Origin of the sequence: Candidatus Phyllobacterium onerii, assembly GCF_028331445.1 — a bacterium.
Taxonomy (GTDB): Bacteria; Pseudomonadota; Alphaproteobacteria; order Rhizobiales; family Rhizobiaceae; genus Phyllobacterium; species Phyllobacterium onerii.
The window spans coordinates 185,046-200,883 of sequence record NZ_JAQMHX010000001.1 but is presented as its reverse complement, the minus strand read 5'-3'; the positions used below and the strand labels follow the sequence as shown (position 1 = coordinate 200,883).

At 55.9% G+C, this 15,838-nt stretch carries 16 protein-coding genes; 6 read left to right on the top strand and 10 right to left on the bottom strand.

Translation table 11 applies throughout. From position 1 onward, the window contains the following. Positions 1–10: 10 nt before the first annotated feature. The 5 genes from ureC to ureG are packed head-to-tail and all read left to right on the top strand — an operon-like array spanning position 11 to position 4,021. Positions 11–1,723, top strand: a complete 1,713-nt coding sequence (gene ureC / locus PHA01_RS00985; protein ID WP_271892751.1) for an urease subunit alpha — start codon at positions 11–13, stop codon at positions 1,721–1,723. Positions 1,724–1,736: 13 nt separating this feature from the next. Beyond that, the gene (locus tag PHA01_RS00980) at positions 1,737–2,249 is read left to right on the top strand and encodes a DinB family protein (RefSeq protein WP_271892750.1); all 513 of its coding nucleotides are present in this window, start codon (positions 1,737–1,739) and stop codon (positions 2,247–2,249) included. Then, a complete protein-coding gene (gene ureE, locus PHA01_RS00975; protein WP_271893893.1) occupies positions 2,249–2,746 on the top strand; it encodes an urease accessory protein UreE in 498 nt (165 codons plus the stop codon). Before PHA01_RS00980 ends, ureE begins: the two co-directional genes overlap by 1 nt. Then, entirely contained in the window at positions 2,682–3,401 is a 720-nt protein-coding gene (locus PHA01_RS00970) for an urease accessory protein UreF (protein ID WP_417020885.1), read from the top strand. The genes ureE and PHA01_RS00970 overlap by 65 nt, the downstream gene beginning before the upstream one ends. Then, entirely contained in the window at positions 3,398–4,021 is a 624-nt protein-coding gene (gene ureG / locus PHA01_RS00965) for an urease accessory protein UreG (RefSeq protein WP_224512159.1), read from the top strand. The genes PHA01_RS00970 and ureG overlap by 4 nt, the downstream gene beginning before the upstream one ends. Here the strand turns inward: ureG and PHA01_RS00960 are convergent. The 7 genes from PHA01_RS00960 to PHA01_RS00930 form a co-directional block, all read right to left on the bottom strand. Then, positions 4,004–5,023, bottom strand: a complete 1,020-nt coding sequence (locus tag PHA01_RS00960; RefSeq protein WP_271893891.1) for an LLM class flavin-dependent oxidoreductase — start codon at positions 5,021–5,023, stop codon at positions 4,004–4,006. The two genes, ureG and PHA01_RS00960, sit on opposite strands and share 18 nt — an antisense overlap. Positions 5,024–5,118: 95 nt before the next feature. After that, on the bottom strand, positions 5,119–5,322 hold the full coding sequence (locus tag PHA01_RS00955) for a hypothetical protein (protein ID WP_112526143.1): 204 nt from the start codon (positions 5,320–5,322) through the stop codon (positions 5,119–5,121). 343 nt (positions 5,323–5,665) lie between these two features. Further along, positions 5,666–6,022, bottom strand: coding sequence for a hypothetical protein (locus PHA01_RS00950; protein ID WP_271892748.1), 357 nt, complete (start codon positions 6,020–6,022; stop codon positions 5,666–5,668). Positions 6,023–6,470: 448 nt separating this feature from the next. Next, the gene (locus PHA01_RS00945) at positions 6,471–6,689 is read right to left on the bottom strand and encodes a hypothetical protein (protein ID WP_271892746.1); all 219 of its coding nucleotides are present in this window, start codon (positions 6,687–6,689) and stop codon (positions 6,471–6,473) included. 133 nt (positions 6,690–6,822) lie between these two features. Then, a complete protein-coding gene (locus PHA01_RS00940; RefSeq protein WP_417020884.1) occupies positions 6,823–8,094 on the bottom strand; it encodes a glycerate kinase type-2 family protein in 1,272 nt (423 codons plus the stop codon). A 5-nt stretch (positions 8,095–8,099) separates the two neighbouring features. Then, positions 8,100–8,411, bottom strand: a complete 312-nt coding sequence (locus PHA01_RS00935) for a Dabb family protein (RefSeq protein ID WP_271892744.1) — start codon at positions 8,409–8,411, stop codon at positions 8,100–8,102. A 113-nt stretch (positions 8,412–8,524) separates the two neighbouring features. Further along, the gene (locus tag PHA01_RS00930) at positions 8,525–9,823 is read right to left on the bottom strand and encodes an amidase (RefSeq protein ID WP_271892742.1); all 1,299 of its coding nucleotides are present in this window, start codon (positions 9,821–9,823) and stop codon (positions 8,525–8,527) included. A gap of 220 nt (positions 9,824–10,043) precedes the next feature. Here PHA01_RS00930 and PHA01_RS00925 point away from each other — a divergent pair, with 220 nt between their 5' ends. Next, entirely contained in the window at positions 10,044–10,187 is a 144-nt protein-coding gene (locus tag PHA01_RS00925) for a DUF1127 domain-containing protein (protein WP_112526153.1), read from the top strand. Between the two features lie 68 nt (positions 10,188–10,255). On the opposite strand, the gene PHA01_RS00920 is transcribed toward PHA01_RS00925, so the two are convergent. The 3 genes from PHA01_RS00920 to PHA01_RS00910 are packed head-to-tail and all read right to left on the bottom strand — an operon-like array spanning position 10,256 to position 15,805. Continuing rightward, positions 10,256–11,590 (bottom strand): HlyD family type I secretion periplasmic adaptor subunit, encoded by a 1,335-nt coding sequence (locus PHA01_RS00920; RefSeq protein WP_271892740.1) that lies wholly within the window; start codon positions 11,588–11,590, stop codon positions 10,256–10,258. Between the two features lie 21 nt (positions 11,591–11,611). Then, a complete protein-coding gene (locus tag PHA01_RS00915; protein ID WP_271892739.1) occupies positions 11,612–13,768 on the bottom strand; it encodes a type I secretion system permease/ATPase in 2,157 nt (718 codons plus the stop codon). 30 nt (positions 13,769–13,798) lie between these two features. Further along, positions 13,799–15,805 carry a hypothetical protein gene (locus tag PHA01_RS00910; protein ID WP_271892738.1) on the bottom strand — a complete coding sequence of 669 codons (2,007 nt, stop codon included), beginning with the start codon at positions 15,803–15,805 and terminating at the stop codon, positions 13,799–13,801. Positions 15,806–15,838: the final 33 nt, after the last annotated feature.

Sequence of the window (15,838 nt, the reverse complement as noted above, 5' to 3'; positions counted from 1 at the left end):
GGGAAATTCCATGCCCGCTAAAATCACCCGCGCGGCCTATGCCCGCATGTTCGGGCCAACGACCGGCGACAAGGTGCGCCTGGCCGACACCGAACTCTTCATCGAGGTGGAGAAGGACTTCACCATCTATGGCGAAGAGGTGAAATTCGGCGGGGGCAAGGTCATTCGCGACGGTATGGGCCAGAGCCAGATTGCCCGTGCAGATGGTGCCGTCGACACGGTGATCACCAATGCGCTGGTTGTTGACCACAGTGGTATTTATAAAGCCGATGTCGGTTTGAAGGATGGGCTGATTGCTGAAATCGGCAAGGCCGGCAATCCCGATACGCAATCCGGCGTGACGATCATCATTGGTCCTGGCACGGAAATCATCGCGGGCGAAGGCAAAATCCTGACGGCCGGCGGTATGGATGCCCATATCCATTTCATCTGCCCGCAGCAGATCGAGGAAGCGCTGATGTCAGGCGTTACAACAATGTTTGGCGGCGGCACAGGACCAGCCCATGGGACACTGGCGACCACCTGTACGCCAGGGCCATGGCACTTGGGCCGGATGATTCAGTCTTTCGACGCCATACCCATGAACATCGGCCTTTCAGGCAAGGGCAACACATCGCTGCCGAAAGCTCTGGAGGAGATGATCCTTGGCGGGGCGTGCTCGCTGAAACTGCATGAGGATTGGGGTACGACACCGGCGACGATCGACAATTGCCTCTCGGTTGCCGATCAGTACGATGTGCAGGTGATGATCCACACCGACACGCTGAACGAGAGCGGCTTTGTCGAGGACACGGTCGCCGCCTTCAAGGGTCGCACAGTTCACGCTTTTCATACGGAAGGCGCTGGCGGTGGACACGCCCCGGACATCATCAAGATTTGCGGGCTTCCCAACGTTATTCCATCTTCGACCAATCCGACGCGGCCCTATACGAAAAATACCATAGCCGAACATCTCGATATGCTGATGGTGTGCCATCATCTCTCATCATCGATCCCGGAAGATGTGGCGTTTGCCGAAAGCCGTATCCGCAAGGAAACGATCGCGGCGGAAGATATTCTGCATGATATCGGCGCGTTTTCGATCATTTCCTCGGACAGCCAGGCCATGGGCCGTGTTGGCGAAGTGCTGATACGCACCTGGCAGACCGCCGATAAAATGAAGCGCCAGCGCGGGAGCCTGCCGCAGGAGACCGGCGACAACGATAATTTTCGCGTCAAACGCTACATCGCGAAATATACGATCAACCCGGCGATTGCACAGGGTGTTTCCCGGCACGTGGGGTCAATCGAGGTAGGCAAGCGTGCCGATCTCGTTCTGTGGAACCCGGCCTTCTTCGGCGTCAAGCCTGACATGGTCCTGCTTGGCGGCTCGATTGTTGCCGCACCGATGGGCGATCCCAATGCCTCGATCCCGACACCGCAGCCGGTCCATTATCGCTATATGTTCGGCGGCTATGGCAAGAATGTCAGCAACTCGTCGGTCGTGTTTGCCAGCAAGGCTTCGGTCGAGGCAGGCTTGCGCCAGTCGCTCGGTATCGACAAACAACTGGTCGCCGTCGAAAACACACGCAGCGGCATTTCCAAGGCTTCCATGATCCACAATGATGCCACACCGCATGTGGAGGTCGATCCGGAGACCTATGAGGTTCGGGCGGATGGCGAATTGTTGACGTGCGAGCCGGCAACGCTGCTACCGATGGCACAGCGCTACTTTCTGTTCTGAGGGGGAGAACACGATGAAGGATCAATTCAGGCGGCTCGCCCATTACAACAAATGGGCCAATGGGCGGATTTACGCGGCAGCCGGCGCCCTCGACCGCGAAGACTATTTCGCAGACAGACGTGCGTTCTTCAAATCGGTGCATGGGACACTCAACCATATCCTGGCTATCGACAAGCTATGGTTCGGTCGCTTCACGGGGAACCTTTATGCCATCCCTTCCCTGGATGTCGTTCTGCACGATAATTTCAATGACTTGCACACAGCGCGCACCGCCCTGGACGATCACATTATCGATGTGGTCAACAATATGGATGAAGCATCGATCAATGGCGTCCTTCACTGGATCACCACCGAAGGCCAGCCATATACCTCGACCTTGGATCGTGCTTTGACGCAAATCTTCAACCACCAGACGCATCATCGTGGTCAGGTACATACGCTGCTTTCGCAAATGACCGGCGACGCGCCGCCGATCGACTTCTTCCTGTGCATGAACGATGATTTTCATGAGAAAGGCCAAGCGTGATGAAGCGTGTTACCAACCACAACCACGCCGGGCATTATCATGGCACGCCGTTCGATCGCATTGTACTGGCCCATGACGAACGGCATTTGCGGCGCAAAGTGCTGACACTAGAGCAGGGTGAACAAATCCTTGTCGATCTGCCCGAGGCTATCGCGTTCGAGCATGGCGACGTGCTTATTCTTGAGGATGGGAGGATGGCCGAGATCGTTGCTGCGGATGAAGCGCTCTACGCGATCACGCCACGGGATCGCCCGCATCTGTCGGAACTCGCCTGGCATCTTGGCAATCGTCATTTGCCGGCGCAACTCGAAGAAAGCCGCATCGTCATCCTGCGCGATCACGTGATCAAGGCGATGTTGCAAGGTCTTGGGGCGAAGGTTACCGAGATCACTGCGCCGTTCCATCCATTGCACGGCGCGTATCATAGCGGACATGGCCATTCGCACGCGCATGACCATGGCCATGATCATCAACACCTCGATCACGCCCATGGCTGACCTTGCCCCAAACACCGCGCTTGTGCGCCTAATGACATGGCTTTCTCCTGCTTTTCCTGTCGGGGCGTTTTCCTACAGTCATGGCATCGAGCGGGCCGTGCATGATGGTTTGATCAACGACAAGACGTCATTGCAGGACTGGCTTGTTGATCTCATGAACCACGGTTCGGTCTGGAACGATGCGGTTTTATTTGCCGCAAGCTGGAGGGATACGGGCGGCAGATGCGTGGAAGAATCAGAGCTCGGAGAGGCGATGGCAGGTTCGAAAGAGCGGCACATGGAAACCATGCTGCAAGGCAATGCTTTCCTGCAGGCCGTTGAACATTGGAGCAACGCAGAATCAAGCGTGGCGAGAGAAATGCCCTATCCTGTCGCCGTCGCCATGGTTGCGGCCCGGAACAAGGTTGCATGTGAGCCAGCGCTTGCCGCCTATCTTCACGCCGTCGTTTCCAACCTCATTCAAGGCGCCGTCCGGTTGGTACCGCTCGGACAGAGCCATGGCGTATCGTTGATGGCGGCAATGGAAACGCAAATCCTGGCGGTCACCGAGCGTGCCGCGCGTTCCAGCCTTGATGATCTGGGCTCGGCTGCCATCATGTCCGACATCATGGCCATGCAACATGAAACACAATATTCGAGGGTATTTCGCTCATGATTTCGCAAAACGGACCGCTTCGCATCGGGATTGGCGGGCCGGTTGGCTCCGGCAAGACCACCGTCACCGAAATGCTGTGCAAAGCGCTGCGTCACCGCTATTCCATCGCTGTGGTCACCAATGATATCTACACGAAGGAAGACGCGCTGATACTCAACCGGCTGCAAGCCCTGCCCGAAGACCGGATCATGGGTGTCGAGACAGGCGGTTGCCCGCACACGGCCATCCGTGAAGACGCGACAATCAATCTGCAAGCCATCGCCGAGATGAACAAGCGCCATCCCGATCTCGACATCGTCTTTATCGAGTCTGGCGGGGACAATCTGGCCGCGACTTTCTCACCTGATCTCGCCGACCTGACCATCTACGTGATTTCGGTTTGCCAAGGGGAAAAAATACCGCGCAAGGGCGGGCCGGGCATCACGCGCTCGGATTTGCTGATCATCAACAAAAAGGACCTTGCTCCCTATGTCGGCGCTGATCTCGATGTGATGGATGCGGATACCAAGGTTCAGCGTGGAGCCAAACCCTATGTGTTCACGGACATGCTGCGTAGAAACGGCCTCGACGACGTGATCGCCTTTATCGAAGCCGCAGGCGGTCTACGCGAGGCGGCTTAGCCGCGCAGCTTCAGGTCGCTTGATCATGGTTCCAGCGAGAATCTCGTAAGAGCGGATTCTCGCTGGATGATCGAAGATCTGGCCTGTCACCATAATCTCATCTGCGCCCGTGCGCACAATGAAATCCTGAACGCCGGCTTTGACGGTCTCCGGCGACCCGACGACCGAGCAGGATAGAGCCTGACGCAAAATCGCCTTCGCGTGGAGGTCGAGCGTTTCCTCATAGCCTCGTACTGGCGCGGGCAATGGTCCGGGATTACCGGTACGTAGATTGACGAAGGCCTGCTGCTGTGAGGTTTGCAGAAGCTTTGCCTCGTCATCGGTTTCTGCGGCGAAAACATTGAGGCCCAGCATCACATAAGGTTTGTCGAGATATTCGGATGGTTCGAACCGGGCGCGATAGATCTCGATCGCCCGCTCCATTTCAGCCGGTGCAAAATGCGATGCGAAAGCGTAGGGCAGGCCGAGTGCCGCCGCGAGCTGCGCGCCGAAGAGGCTGGAGCCCAAAATCCACACAGGCACTTTCGTCCCAGCGCCCGGAACAGCTATGACGCGCTGGCCCGGCTCGGGATCGCGGAAATATCCCATCAACTCAACCACATCCTGTGGAAAGCCGTTTATGTCCTGATCAAGATTGCGGCGCAATGCCTGGGCGGTAATCTGATCCGTGCCCGGTGCACGGCCGACGCCGAGATCGATACGGCCCGGATGCAAGGAAGCCAGCGTGCCGAAGGCTTCTGCCACCATCAAAGGTGAGTGGTTCGGCAGCATGATACCACCGGCGCCAAGCCGGATTTTCGACGTGCCAGCCGCAACATGCGCGATGACAACGGCTGTCGCCGCGCTGGCAATACCGCGCATGCTATGATGCTCGGCAAGCCAAAGGCGGTTATAGCCTAGTCGCTCGGCGTTTTGCGCAAGATCCAGCGAATTGCGAAGGGACTGTGCGGCATCGCTGCCGGCGACAATCGGTGAAAGGTCAAGGACAGATAGCGGGGTCATTGCCTTCATATAGGCGATCGGCGAAAGCGCACAATAACAGGGTGCGATTTCGTGATTCACAAAAATTGAAGCTTGATTGAATAAGGGGGTGAGATTCAGAGGTGGCGGGAGCGGGACGATTCCAGGCGTAGTTCCATGCCGACCACGGCGCGGGTTTCCTGCGACAACTGCTCATCGGATTCACGGATCGCAGTTTCGATGAAATAGGCAATCATCTCGAAACCTGCATTGTCCGCCAAGGTGCACAATTTTGAGAGTTCTGTTTTTAATACTTCGAGTGTTTGTGCTCTCTTGTTCATGCTGTTCTCTCCATATCCCGTGAACCGCAATAGTGAGTTGTATCCCACTAAAATCTTCTCGCATTAGTGCAAGGACAAAAGCCATGCGACCAATGTGCTTATCAACAAATTCCCCGATACTTCCGAAGAAATTTCCAGCGATGGTTAATTGTGTTTGTTGATTCCACCAAGACTGCGCTAATGACATTAATCTCAAAATACGCGAATTGAAAAGCCCTTTAATTACTACAAATATTCGTGAATAAATGGCGTTAATCTATAAATTTATTCTAAAATTTTACCGATCGATTTACAAGCAAATGAATGCATTGAGCTATTTTATTCGACCACCAAATAATCTCGGCTAAAAACCAGAAAGTTGCACTTTGGCTTTGCCGCATATTTCTTTCGATCCGGACTCTTCTGCCTTGTCGATGTGGCCAGAAGCGAGATCAGAAACGATTTCGACCGCTATATCTTCCGGCAGTCCGGTTTCCCGCATCCCTGCTTTCATCGCCGCTTCGCTGGCTTCGTCGGTTCCGCAAATATACGCTCTGGCCTCAAGCAAGGCAGCCCGTTCGAATTGTCTGTTGCTGACCTCGCTAACATCCTCCGGCACTTCTGTCTGATTTTTGATATTGAACGCATTGGCCGGCAATACGGCAGCCGACGCAAACAGCGCCGCTGCGAGAATGGGTATCGATGATTTGTAGAAGCGCATTTTCCTGCCCCTTCCAACCACATCTGGAGGCCAGCGTTTATCGCCATATAAGCCTCGTTCATGGATTATTAACGGATGGGGACTGGTTCCGTTCCTAATAGATAGTCAATTGGCCGTGATCGGAGCGTGACGCTTCGACGATGAGATTGCTGCGTTGCACAAAATGCATTGCTGCTATGCAATATTGTCTGTATTAAATCAGGACAGTTGAGTTACTCTCAAATCAGGAATTTTCGACAGCGCCACCTCCTCCCGGCCCTGTCGAAACGGATGGCCTCTTCTCCTCCCAGAAGGCCCTCCATAACCAACGAAACCCACCGCACCTCCTCCCGCGGTGGGTTTTGTTGTTTTAAGCCCTATTCTCTTCTCCAGAATTGACCTGCCGTATAAATGCAAAACGCCGCCCCGACGCATGTAGTCGGAGACGGCGTCGGTGGGCAAAAAGTGGTTACTGCGCGGCAGTAGGCTTAGCTGCAGCCGCGGTGGCAGACTCACTCAGGCTGGGCTCCTTGGAGGGAGTTGCGCGCTGTGTCAGGGATTTGGGTGGCGGGACAAAATGCGTATCCTTGGCAGGTGAAGGCCCCGCGGGAGTGGTCGTCTTTGGTGTCGTTGTACAACCCGTGACGATCATGAGAGACAGAGCGATCAGGGACAGTGCTATCCGCATTCGACTTTCCTTTGGATGTTGCGCCGGGCGATGGCGCGGATCGTTGTATTGCATGCTAGAGCAAGCTCACGCTGGCACGAATCGGCCACTGTTGACCACCCAAAGATGGCGATTAAGCGTCCATCAGTGACATTCAGCGAATGAGAATGGCCCGCAGATCATTGACATTGGTGCCGGTAGGACCGGGGACGTACAAATCGCCGATCGCATCAAATGCTGTCCAGGCATCGTTTTTGTTGAGCAAGGACGATGCGTCATGCCCTTTGGCAAATAACCGCGCAATGCTGGTGCTATCGGCAAATCCACCGGCATTGTCTTCGGAACCGTCGATGCCATCGGTGTCGGCCGCAAAGGCGGTGATCCCCTCTGCTCCATCAATATCGATCGCGAGCGATAGAAGGAATTCGCTGTTGCGACCACCCTTGCCCTTGCCCCGCACTGTCACAGTCGTCTCTCCGCCGGAGAGTATGACGACGGGCTTTTTGAAAGGCTGATTCTTGACAAGGACCTGTTTCGCCATTGCCGCATGGACGTGTGCGACTTCACGTGCTTCGCCCTCGATTGCATCGGAGAGTATGACTGCCTCGACGCCTAAATTGCGAGCAGCCTTCGCAGCTGCCTCAAGCGACACGCCGGCCGAGGCAATCACATGATGCTCGTGGCCGGCAAAAACCGCATCGGAGGGTTTGGGCGCATCGGCCTTTGCGGAGTGTAGATGCGCGAGGGCTGCTGCTGGCAGGTCAAGACTGTAGCGCTCGACGATCTTCAAGGCATCCTCCCGCGTTGTTGCATCGGTCACGGTGGGGCCGGAAGCCACGAAGGCGGGATTGTCGCCGGGAATGTCCGATACGATGAGCGAATAGACACGCGCCGGATGAGCCGCCGCTGCCAGACGCCCGCCTTTTATGGTCGATAGATGCTTGCGTACGGCATTCATGGCCGCGATAGGCGCGCCAGATGCAAGGAGCATCTTGTTGACGGCGATTTCATCATCAAGCGTCATGCCTTGCGGCGGAGACGGCAACAGCGCAGAACCACCGCCAGAGATCAACGCGACCACGAGATCGTCTTCTGTCAGCCCCGACACTATTTCAAGCAGGCGCTTGGAAGCCACCAGACCTGCAGCGTCCGGAACCGGGTGCGACGCTTCGATGATCTCAATATGTTTACACGGCGCACCGAATCCATATCGCGTGACGACAAGACCTTCGAGCGGAGTATCTCCATGTTTCGCGGCCCACGCTTTCTCGAAAGCGCTGGCCATTTGCGCCGAGCCCTTGCCTGCGCCAATGACGATGGTCCGTCCTCTTGGCTTCGGCGGGAGATGCTCCGTAATGGTTCGCTCCGGATCCGCCGCTTCGACTGCAGCCTGAAACAGCTTTGTGAAGAATTCCTTGTCCTGCATCGGTCTCAAACTTCCATATCGAAAACGAAAACACCGTCAGTGCCACCCGCGGCCGAAGCAACGATCCGCCCGGCGATTTCCTGATGTTCCGCATGAACAAGATAGGCGTCTCGCACTGCCGCATCGGCAAAATCGAGGATAAAGCCTTCAGAAAAACCCTTGTCCATACCCTCCTCAGGGCTGAAATTCGCCCCGGACGTGATCGTCAGCGCGCCCGGCAGCTTTGCACACAAAGTTTGGAGATCACGGTAGATGGATTGGCGGTTCAACGACGACACGTCGTCACGAAAACGCAGAAACACACAATGTCGGATCATAGAAGTAACTTTCCTTGAAGGCGTGGCGCATCCTGACGAGATTCCCGGAAATTGCGAGTGCTATTTCGAGTTGTTTCATGATTATCATTTCAAATGGGGGTCGACTATATAGCTCAGGATAGAAGCTGTTCCACGGACAGAGCCATGGCCAGCAGCCGTCTGTCCGCACCATGTTGAGCGACAAGCATCAGTCCGCCCGGCAAGGTCAGGCCCGGCATCGGCAGACTGATCGCCGTCAGATCGAACTGATTGGCGATCTGCGTATTGCGCAGGAGCAGCGTCTCAGCCCGCTTGTAAACGGCGTCGTCCCTGACCGAGGCGATCGTCGGCGCGGCAATAGGTGTCGTCGGAAGGGCGAACAGATCATAGGCGGAGATTCGTTGATCCATCTGCCGCACGAGCGCCTGCCGCTTCTGCATCAACTTGATATATTTGGATTCGGAAACACCAAGACGACGCATGAGCGGACGCTGGACGCGCTGATCAACGTCGAGTGTCTCATCATGCAGCCACTCAGCATGAATCCGGCTGGCTTCAATGCCAGCGATGGAACCGATCGACGTCGCCTGGGCCAACGCATCGATCAGATCATCAACCGAACAATCGACAATGATCGCTCCCGCTTTTGCGCAAGCCTGCAGGCATTGTTCGAAGGCATCGGCAATTGGCTTTTCCGTCTCCGCAAACAGCCGCCCTCGCGGCACACCTATCCGAAGTCTTTTCAGGGAAATTGGCTCGGGGACCGGAACGGCCTCCTCGGTCATAACTGCATCGGCAATCGCACAATCAGCAACCGACCGCGCCAATGGCCCGACGGAATCGAGACTTGGCGATAGCGGGAAAGCACCTTGCAGCGGCACACGCTTGGTTGTCGGTTTAAATCCAACGACTCCATTCAGCGCTGCGGGAATACGAACCGAACCACCAGTATCCGAACCTATGGAGATTTCGCTGGTATCCTCCACAACCGTTATGCCTGCACCAGTGGACGATCCGCCTGCTACGCGATCCGGATCGACGGCATTCGGCGCTATCGGATAGTGCGGATTCAGGCCGACAGCAGTGAAGGCAAATTCGGTCATGATCGTCTTGCCGATGATCACCGCCCCGGCAGCACGTAGTCTTTCAACGATGAGAGCGTCGGCAATTGCTGGATTGGCGGTACGCCGGATGACCGAACCGGCCAGGGTCGGCTCGCCGGCGACGTCGAAAAGATCCTTGATCGACACGATCCGCCCGTCGAGCGGTCCGAGAACCGCGCCTTCGCGCCAGCGTCGATCGGCAGCATCAGCCTCGCGGCGGGCAGTCTCAGGGTAGAGCTTGACGAAGACGCGCTCATCTTTGTCGCGTGCCGTCAGACGCGCCAGTCTTTTCTCAAGTCTGTCTCGAGTGGTCGTTACCGGCTGTGACAATGGTTTATCCTGAACAGACAGAAGGATTGTGCTCTTCTGTGTATAGCCGCAAGTATCTGTCGATGAAAAGCCCCGCATCGACGGCTGACAGCGAGCGCTCATATCGGCCCTTTACCGCTATGCACCATAAGCAATGCTGCTCTGCAACATTTGCAGTTTTAAATCGATACAAATCGAAGCATAGTTGTTCTCAGGGAGGGCAATAAAAGGGGTAAGACCAATGAGCCTTCGCAACCGTATTCACAAATATCGTCAGTACCGGCAGAACCTTCACGAACTGCGTTCGTGCACCGATCGCAACCTTGCTGATCTTGGCATCGCACGCACCGACATTCGCCGTATTGCCTGGATGGCCTGCATCTGATCAGACATTCGTGCCGTTGAATTGACAGCGCCGCAGCCCATAGCTGCCGGCGCTGTTTTCATTAGCACTCAGTATTCCCGGAACGCGCGTGACATGCTGTCGATAACCGGCTTGGCCAGGTATTCGAAGAAAGTGCGCTCGTGCGTTTGAATAAGAATATCCGCGGGCATGCCCGGTGTCGGGGTAAAGCCACGGATGCGGGCGAGTTCGTTGGCGGGGATGCTGATGCGCGCCAGATAGATGTCCTGCTTCTGCGCGCTCGTGGTATCTGCCATGGAATCGGCCGACACATAGTCGACACGGCCATTGATGATAGGTGTGGTGCGCTGGTTTAGCCCACTTAGTCGCACGTGAGCTTCCTGGCCTTCCTTTACCTCATCGATCTGCATGCGAGGAATCTGCGCTTCGATGATCAACGGGACACCTGTAGGCAATATCTCGACAATCGGTTTGCCGGTTTCGATGACGCCGCCGGACGTGTGGTAATACAATCGAATGACGGTACCGGATACGGGCGCCTTCACCACCGTGCGGTCCAAAACGCTGGCGGCTTGCCGCGTCTGTTCACGTATCGTGTCGAGCTCGGCTTCTGCACTTTGAATTTCATCGAGCGCCGCCTGTTTTTCCGTATCCTTCGTCTGGATCATTTCCTTTTGAAATTTCTCGATCTGGGCGTTGACCTCCATGATCTCGGCATCAAGCCGCGCCATGGTGCCTATTCCATCAGCGACGGCACGCTCGAGCACGCTCACCTCGGAGCGAGCCATCAGACCCTTTTTGAACAGCGAGTATTTCGCCTTGTACTCATTCTTCAGCAGCTCGACCTGAGTCTTGGTGGCGTCAATCTGGGCGTTACGTCCGATCCGGCGAAATTCCAGAGCCGAAATGTTTCGCTCCATCATTTCCAGTTCATTGGCGTATTTTGCATGGGCGGCATCAAAATTATCGTCCTGACTGTCGTTGACCGCGCGGATCTCTGGATTGGCCAGGTTATCCAGAATTATCTGTGGCGGTTGATAGCGCGCCTCACCCTTAACGACGGCATGGAGCCGGGCCAGTATCGCCTCGAGGCGCGCCTGCCGCAGGAACAGCTGCTGTGAGTTCGCACGCGCCGCCGTTTCATCGAGATGGACGAGTTCGTCCCCCTCCTTCACGTGATCGCCTTCCCGAACCAGAAGGTCCTTGATGATTCCGCCTTCGAGATGCTGCACGACTTTGTTCTTGCCAGTAGCGACGAAACTACCGGGCGCAATAACTGCTGCGGCGAGCGGCGCGGTGGCAGCCCATGTTCCGAATCCGCCGAAGCAGACAAGGATCAAGACGGCTCCAAACTTGCTGTAAGGCTTGATCGATCGTGGAACATCGTCATACCAGTTAAGATCGTTCAATACGGTGGTGGCCATACTCAAGCCCTCTCGTTAATTCTATTCAGCCGCCTGGATGTTTTGAACCGGCGCTTGAGGTTTGTTCTTGCGTGAAAGAGCTTCCATCACCATGGCGCGCGTGCCGAACATGGTGACAGTCCCATTGTTCAAGACCATGATTTTGTCGACACAGCTGAGGAGTGCCGGACGCTGTGTGATCGTGACAACGGTAATGTTGTGTTTCTTGGCGTGGTACAGCGCTTTGGTGAGAGCCGCGTCGCCTTGTGAGTCCAGGTTGGAGTTCGGCTCGTCCAGAACGACAAGCGTCGGATTGCCGAAGAAAGCCCGTGCAAGCGCAATGCGCTGTTTCTGCCCACCGGATAGCGGAGCACCGTCTGCGGCGACCATGGTCTCATAGCCCTGCGGAAAGCTGGCAATCAACTCGTGGACATCAGCGAGAACGGCAGCGTCGAAGATCGATTGATCGCTGACGTCTTCGCGCATACGAGCGATATTGGCCTTGATGGTCCCGGGGAACAGCTGCACATCCTGCGGCAGATAGCCGATGTTTTCACCGAACTGGCGCTGATCCCAATTGCGAAGGTCCATCAGGTCGAGGCGGACACTTCCCGATGTAGGCAAAATAGAGCCAACCAGCATTTTTCCGAGCGTGGTTTTACCTGCACCCGAATTTCCAATGACAGCCATGGATTCGCCTGGCATCAAGGTAAAGGAAATACCGTTGAGGATGACCTTCTTATTGGGAGGCGGAACGTAAAGGATGCGCTCGACGTCGAGACGCCCCTGAGGGTCAGGCAGTCGCAGCCGTTCGAAATTCAACGGAGAGTTTTGCAGAAGGTTGCGGATCCGGCCAAAGGCCGAACGGAACTGTATGAAGCTGTTCCAACCTTCGATTGCGCCTTCAATTGGCGCCAATGCACGGCCGGCAATGATCGACGCTGCCACGACCATGCCGCCGGTCATCTGGCCGTCGATGGCAAGATGCGCGCCCCACCCGAGCATTGTCACCTGCGTCAACAAACGCGAGCATTTCGACAGGGTGGCAAACACGATATTTCGGTCTTGCGCTTTGACTTGCGAGCGCAAGGACCCGGCCATGTCGCGTCCCCAGATACGCACCGCTTCCGGGATCATGGCGAGGGCGTTGATGATCTGCGAATTGCGCGACATTGAATCGAGATGAAGCATCGCGCGGCTTTGGTAGCTGGTGGCCTCGGCAAAGGAGGCGGCGGTTGCGCGCTGGTTAATGAAGGCAATGCCGACGAGGAGCAGCGACGAAACAACGACGATATAACCAAGGTGCGGGTGGACAAGGAAGACCGCCAGAACGAACAGGGGGGCAATCGGCGCGTCGAAGAAAGATAGCAGCGTGCCCGAAGTGAGGAACGCACGGAGCTGCTGAAGATCGCCCAGCACCTGATAGTCCTTGCCGTTGCCGTGCAGGGATGCACGCGCTGCAGCGCTAAGGATCGGTGCACCAAGCTGGACGGCGACTTCCACGGCGGTTCGCATCAGGATGAAGCGCCGTATCGCATCGAGAATCACCTGGACTATGACTGCACCGACGATCACCAGTGTCAGCATGACGAGCGTATCTGTCGATCGGCTGGTGAGCACGCGGTCCGATATCTGGAAGAGATAGATTGGAATGGCCAGGACAAGTATGTTGAGAAAAATAGTGAACCCCATGGCGATCATGAGGTTGCGGCGAACCGCATTGACGCCATTCTTGAAGCTGTCGCTGAAACTGACCGCGGTGACACGCTGGTGGAAGCCACCACCACCGCCATTATCATTGACGGCTACACCGTTTCCCGAACCATTTCCGCCAGACACGGGCGCGCGCGCCTTAACCGGCCCCCTGTCCCCTTCGATTATCTTCCCAACTTCAGCGCTCGCGGGAGGGGGAGACAATGGGCTCTCCTGACGCACTTCCACGACGGGCTCAGTGACAGGTTCAATGATCTCCATGGGAGCGGTACCGGGTTGCGCGGTGTGCCGCGGATTGATCTCGGCGGGTTCGACAACCTCGGATGAAGGTGCTGTCTCGACTTCCCGCCGGAAGAGCGAAGAGATCGTGTTTTCCATCTCCGCGAGCAGATCGTCGAACTGAGCCCGTTCTTGCTCTCGCCCGACCAAGGCTTGACGTGAGTGTTGAGAGATGACCCGCAAGTCCGCCTGTTCATCATATTTCATAATACTCTCGCTCCCCGAGCATTCTTCTTATTATGCGAGAACCGTTTGCATGACATCGACCGAGTGGGACGTGTCCGGAACATGAAGGGTCGAACCGTGACCATCGTTGGTCGGCGCATCTGCGTCATTATCGAGAAATGCCACAACTTCATTGGCCAAGGGCTGACCTTGGCCAGGAGCGGGTGCTGGATGCGAATCGACGAGCTCGGCCTGGATGAGGATTGCGTCCGAATATACACCACCGCCAACATAGGAACTGCCGCCGTGGGTATCGTTGTCAACGATCGTGGCGGCATTAATCAAGGCATTCGAGCCGGTGCTGATATCCCAGACGGTATCCGATGAGCCGGTCAACGCATCTTCGTAATGCGCCACATAATCGGCATCACCGAGGACGTTCACCTGCTGGACGTAGTTGAGATCGTAGACATTGCCGGAGATATAGAGGACACGCAGACCTTCGATTCCCTCCAGGATCTGATCCCCGTGAAATCCGTCCGGCATGTTGTAGTGACCATTGGCAAACCCGTTCATGGCCTCCAGATAATGCGACGGAAGACCGGTAACCCAGTTGGTGGTATCGCCACTTTCGATGCTGGCGGAGTTCCACAACAGGTTATCACTCGAGGATAAAGCCCCGTTATATTCGCCAGCGCCGCCGCCCGTGGTGAATTTGTCATTGTCGTACAGAATGTTCGTCTGGAAAATGAAGTTGCCATCGTAAAGATGGCCGCCGATCATCACCAGGTCGTAAGACTTGCAAAGATCGGCAAAGGATGCCGAATTCGCCTGCATATTGCCGCCGGTGACGATGGACGTATAGACACCGCTGGACGTGAGCACATGCGTGTCATTGTCCGACATGAAATTGTACTGGGAGATCCAGTTCATCTGGATCAGATCGCCACTAACGACGGTGATCTGCCAGTTCTGTGGAAACACCGGTGCTTCACCTGATGCGTCGGCTGGTTGCGCACTATCTAAATGATGGGCGAAACTCGCGACGTTCATGGCATTTGTCGATGGCAGGGAAAGGGATTGCATCCCTGCGAAGCCATTTTCGAAGGTATCTGTATCACTGTAGGCGTTCGTCTGAACGATCGCATCGATGTGATAGTAATTGCCTGCAACTGCAAAATGCGCGCCAACCGAATTCACGCTGTTCAGGACGACCTCATTCACCATGAGGTTGCCGCCCGCGTGAACGGTCACTGACCCGACAATATCCTCGCTACTGATTACTGTAGGCTCAGTGGTGGTGATTGTTCCTGGAGAATTGGCGGCTTCACCAGGCTTCAACAGATTCGGAATGTAGTCATCGAACACCGGTGCTGCTGTTGTCTCAACGCCATTGACATAGAGGCCATCTATCGAGGGCGCGGCAATGACAGTGATGCCTGGGGTCGAGGCCAGCGGGCCATCCGCCGCTGTGTGAATGTTCGCGGTTTCGTTGGCGAAGAATTGCGCCATGTCGCCCACACCCGGCACATGATCTGTTGTAAACGCCTCGGAGATCGAGAAGGCATTAGCGGAGAGGTGCGCGAACGCCGCGTCGTCGGCAAAATCGAGATTGACGGGCACTTTTGTGCCCATGATGACGACGTCGTTGTCCTGCAGATGGCTTGTCTGCTTGAGGACGACCGAAGTTTCCGATGGACCCTGACCGAAATAAGGGCCCGGCTCGCTGGCTATGCTGAAACCAGATCCGGAAGAATGCAAATGCATATGATGATGTGGCAACCTGACCACGTGCGGATCGACTTCTATCGAATCAACGCTCACCCACGGCATCATGACTTGGCCCACAGGCGACCATGGCGTTGGCGTATAGTGCAAACTAGGCTGGTATGAACCGGGATCGAAATGTTGAGCCGGTGACGTTTCAACGGTCAAAATACGGTTGAGATTCGGACCACCCTCTGGTGCCGCCTTGAATTCGCGATATTCGATGCGCGCTCGCGCTGCTTCGATCGAAGTGTGAAAATAGCCCACGAAGTGTGCGATGGATTCTGAAATCTGATCGCCAAACCCAAGCATCTTGATAGTTCCCCCGCAAATCATCTGCTCTGC

Excerpts from the sequence above, each read along its gene's own strand:
- ureC (WP_271892751.1), top strand. The coding sequence starts at position 11 with ATGCCCGCTAAAATCACCCGCGCGGCCTATGCCCGCATGTTCGGGCCA.
- PHA01_RS00980 (WP_271892750.1), top strand. The coding sequence starts at position 1,737 with ATGAAGGATCAATTCAGGCGGCTCGCCCATTACAACAAATGGGCCAAT.
- ureE (WP_271893893.1), top strand. The coding sequence starts at position 2,249 with ATGAAGCGTGTTACCAACCACAACCACGCCGGGCATTATCATGGCACG.
- PHA01_RS00970 (WP_417020885.1), top strand. The coding sequence starts at position 2,682 with ATGGCCATTCGCACGCGCATGACCATGGCCATGATCATCAACACCTCG.
- ureG (WP_224512159.1), top strand. The coding sequence starts at position 3,398 with ATGATTTCGCAAAACGGACCGCTTCGCATCGGGATTGGCGGGCCGGTT.
- PHA01_RS00960 (WP_271893891.1), bottom strand. The coding sequence starts at position 5,023 with ATGACCCCGCTATCTGTCCTTGACCTTTCACCGATTGTCGCCGGCAGC.
- PHA01_RS00955 (WP_112526143.1), bottom strand. The coding sequence starts at position 5,322 with ATGAACAAGAGAGCACAAACACTCGAAGTATTAAAAACAGAACTCTCA.
- PHA01_RS00950 (WP_271892748.1), bottom strand. The coding sequence starts at position 6,022 with ATGCGCTTCTACAAATCATCGATACCCATTCTCGCAGCGGCGCTGTTT.
- PHA01_RS00945 (WP_271892746.1), bottom strand. The coding sequence starts at position 6,689 with ATGCGGATAGCACTGTCCCTGATCGCTCTGTCTCTCATGATCGTCACG.
- PHA01_RS00940 (WP_417020884.1), bottom strand. The coding sequence starts at position 8,094 with ATGCAGGACAAGGAATTCTTCACAAAGCTGTTTCAGGCTGCAGTCGAA.
- PHA01_RS00935 (WP_271892744.1), bottom strand. The coding sequence starts at position 8,411 with ATGATCCGACATTGTGTGTTTCTGCGTTTTCGTGACGACGTGTCGTCG.
- PHA01_RS00925 (WP_112526153.1), top strand. The coding sequence starts at position 10,044 with ATGAGCCTTCGCAACCGTATTCACAAATATCGTCAGTACCGGCAGAAC.
- PHA01_RS00920 (WP_271892740.1), bottom strand. The coding sequence starts at position 11,590 with ATGGCCACCACCGTATTGAACGATCTTAACTGGTATGACGATGTTCCA.
- PHA01_RS00915 (WP_271892739.1), bottom strand. The coding sequence starts at position 13,768 with ATGAAATATGATGAACAGGCGGACTTGCGGGTCATCTCTCAACACTCA.
- PHA01_RS00910 (WP_271892738.1), bottom strand. The coding sequence starts at position 15,805 with ATGCTTGGGTTTGGCGATCAGATTTCAGAATCCATCGCACACTTCGTG.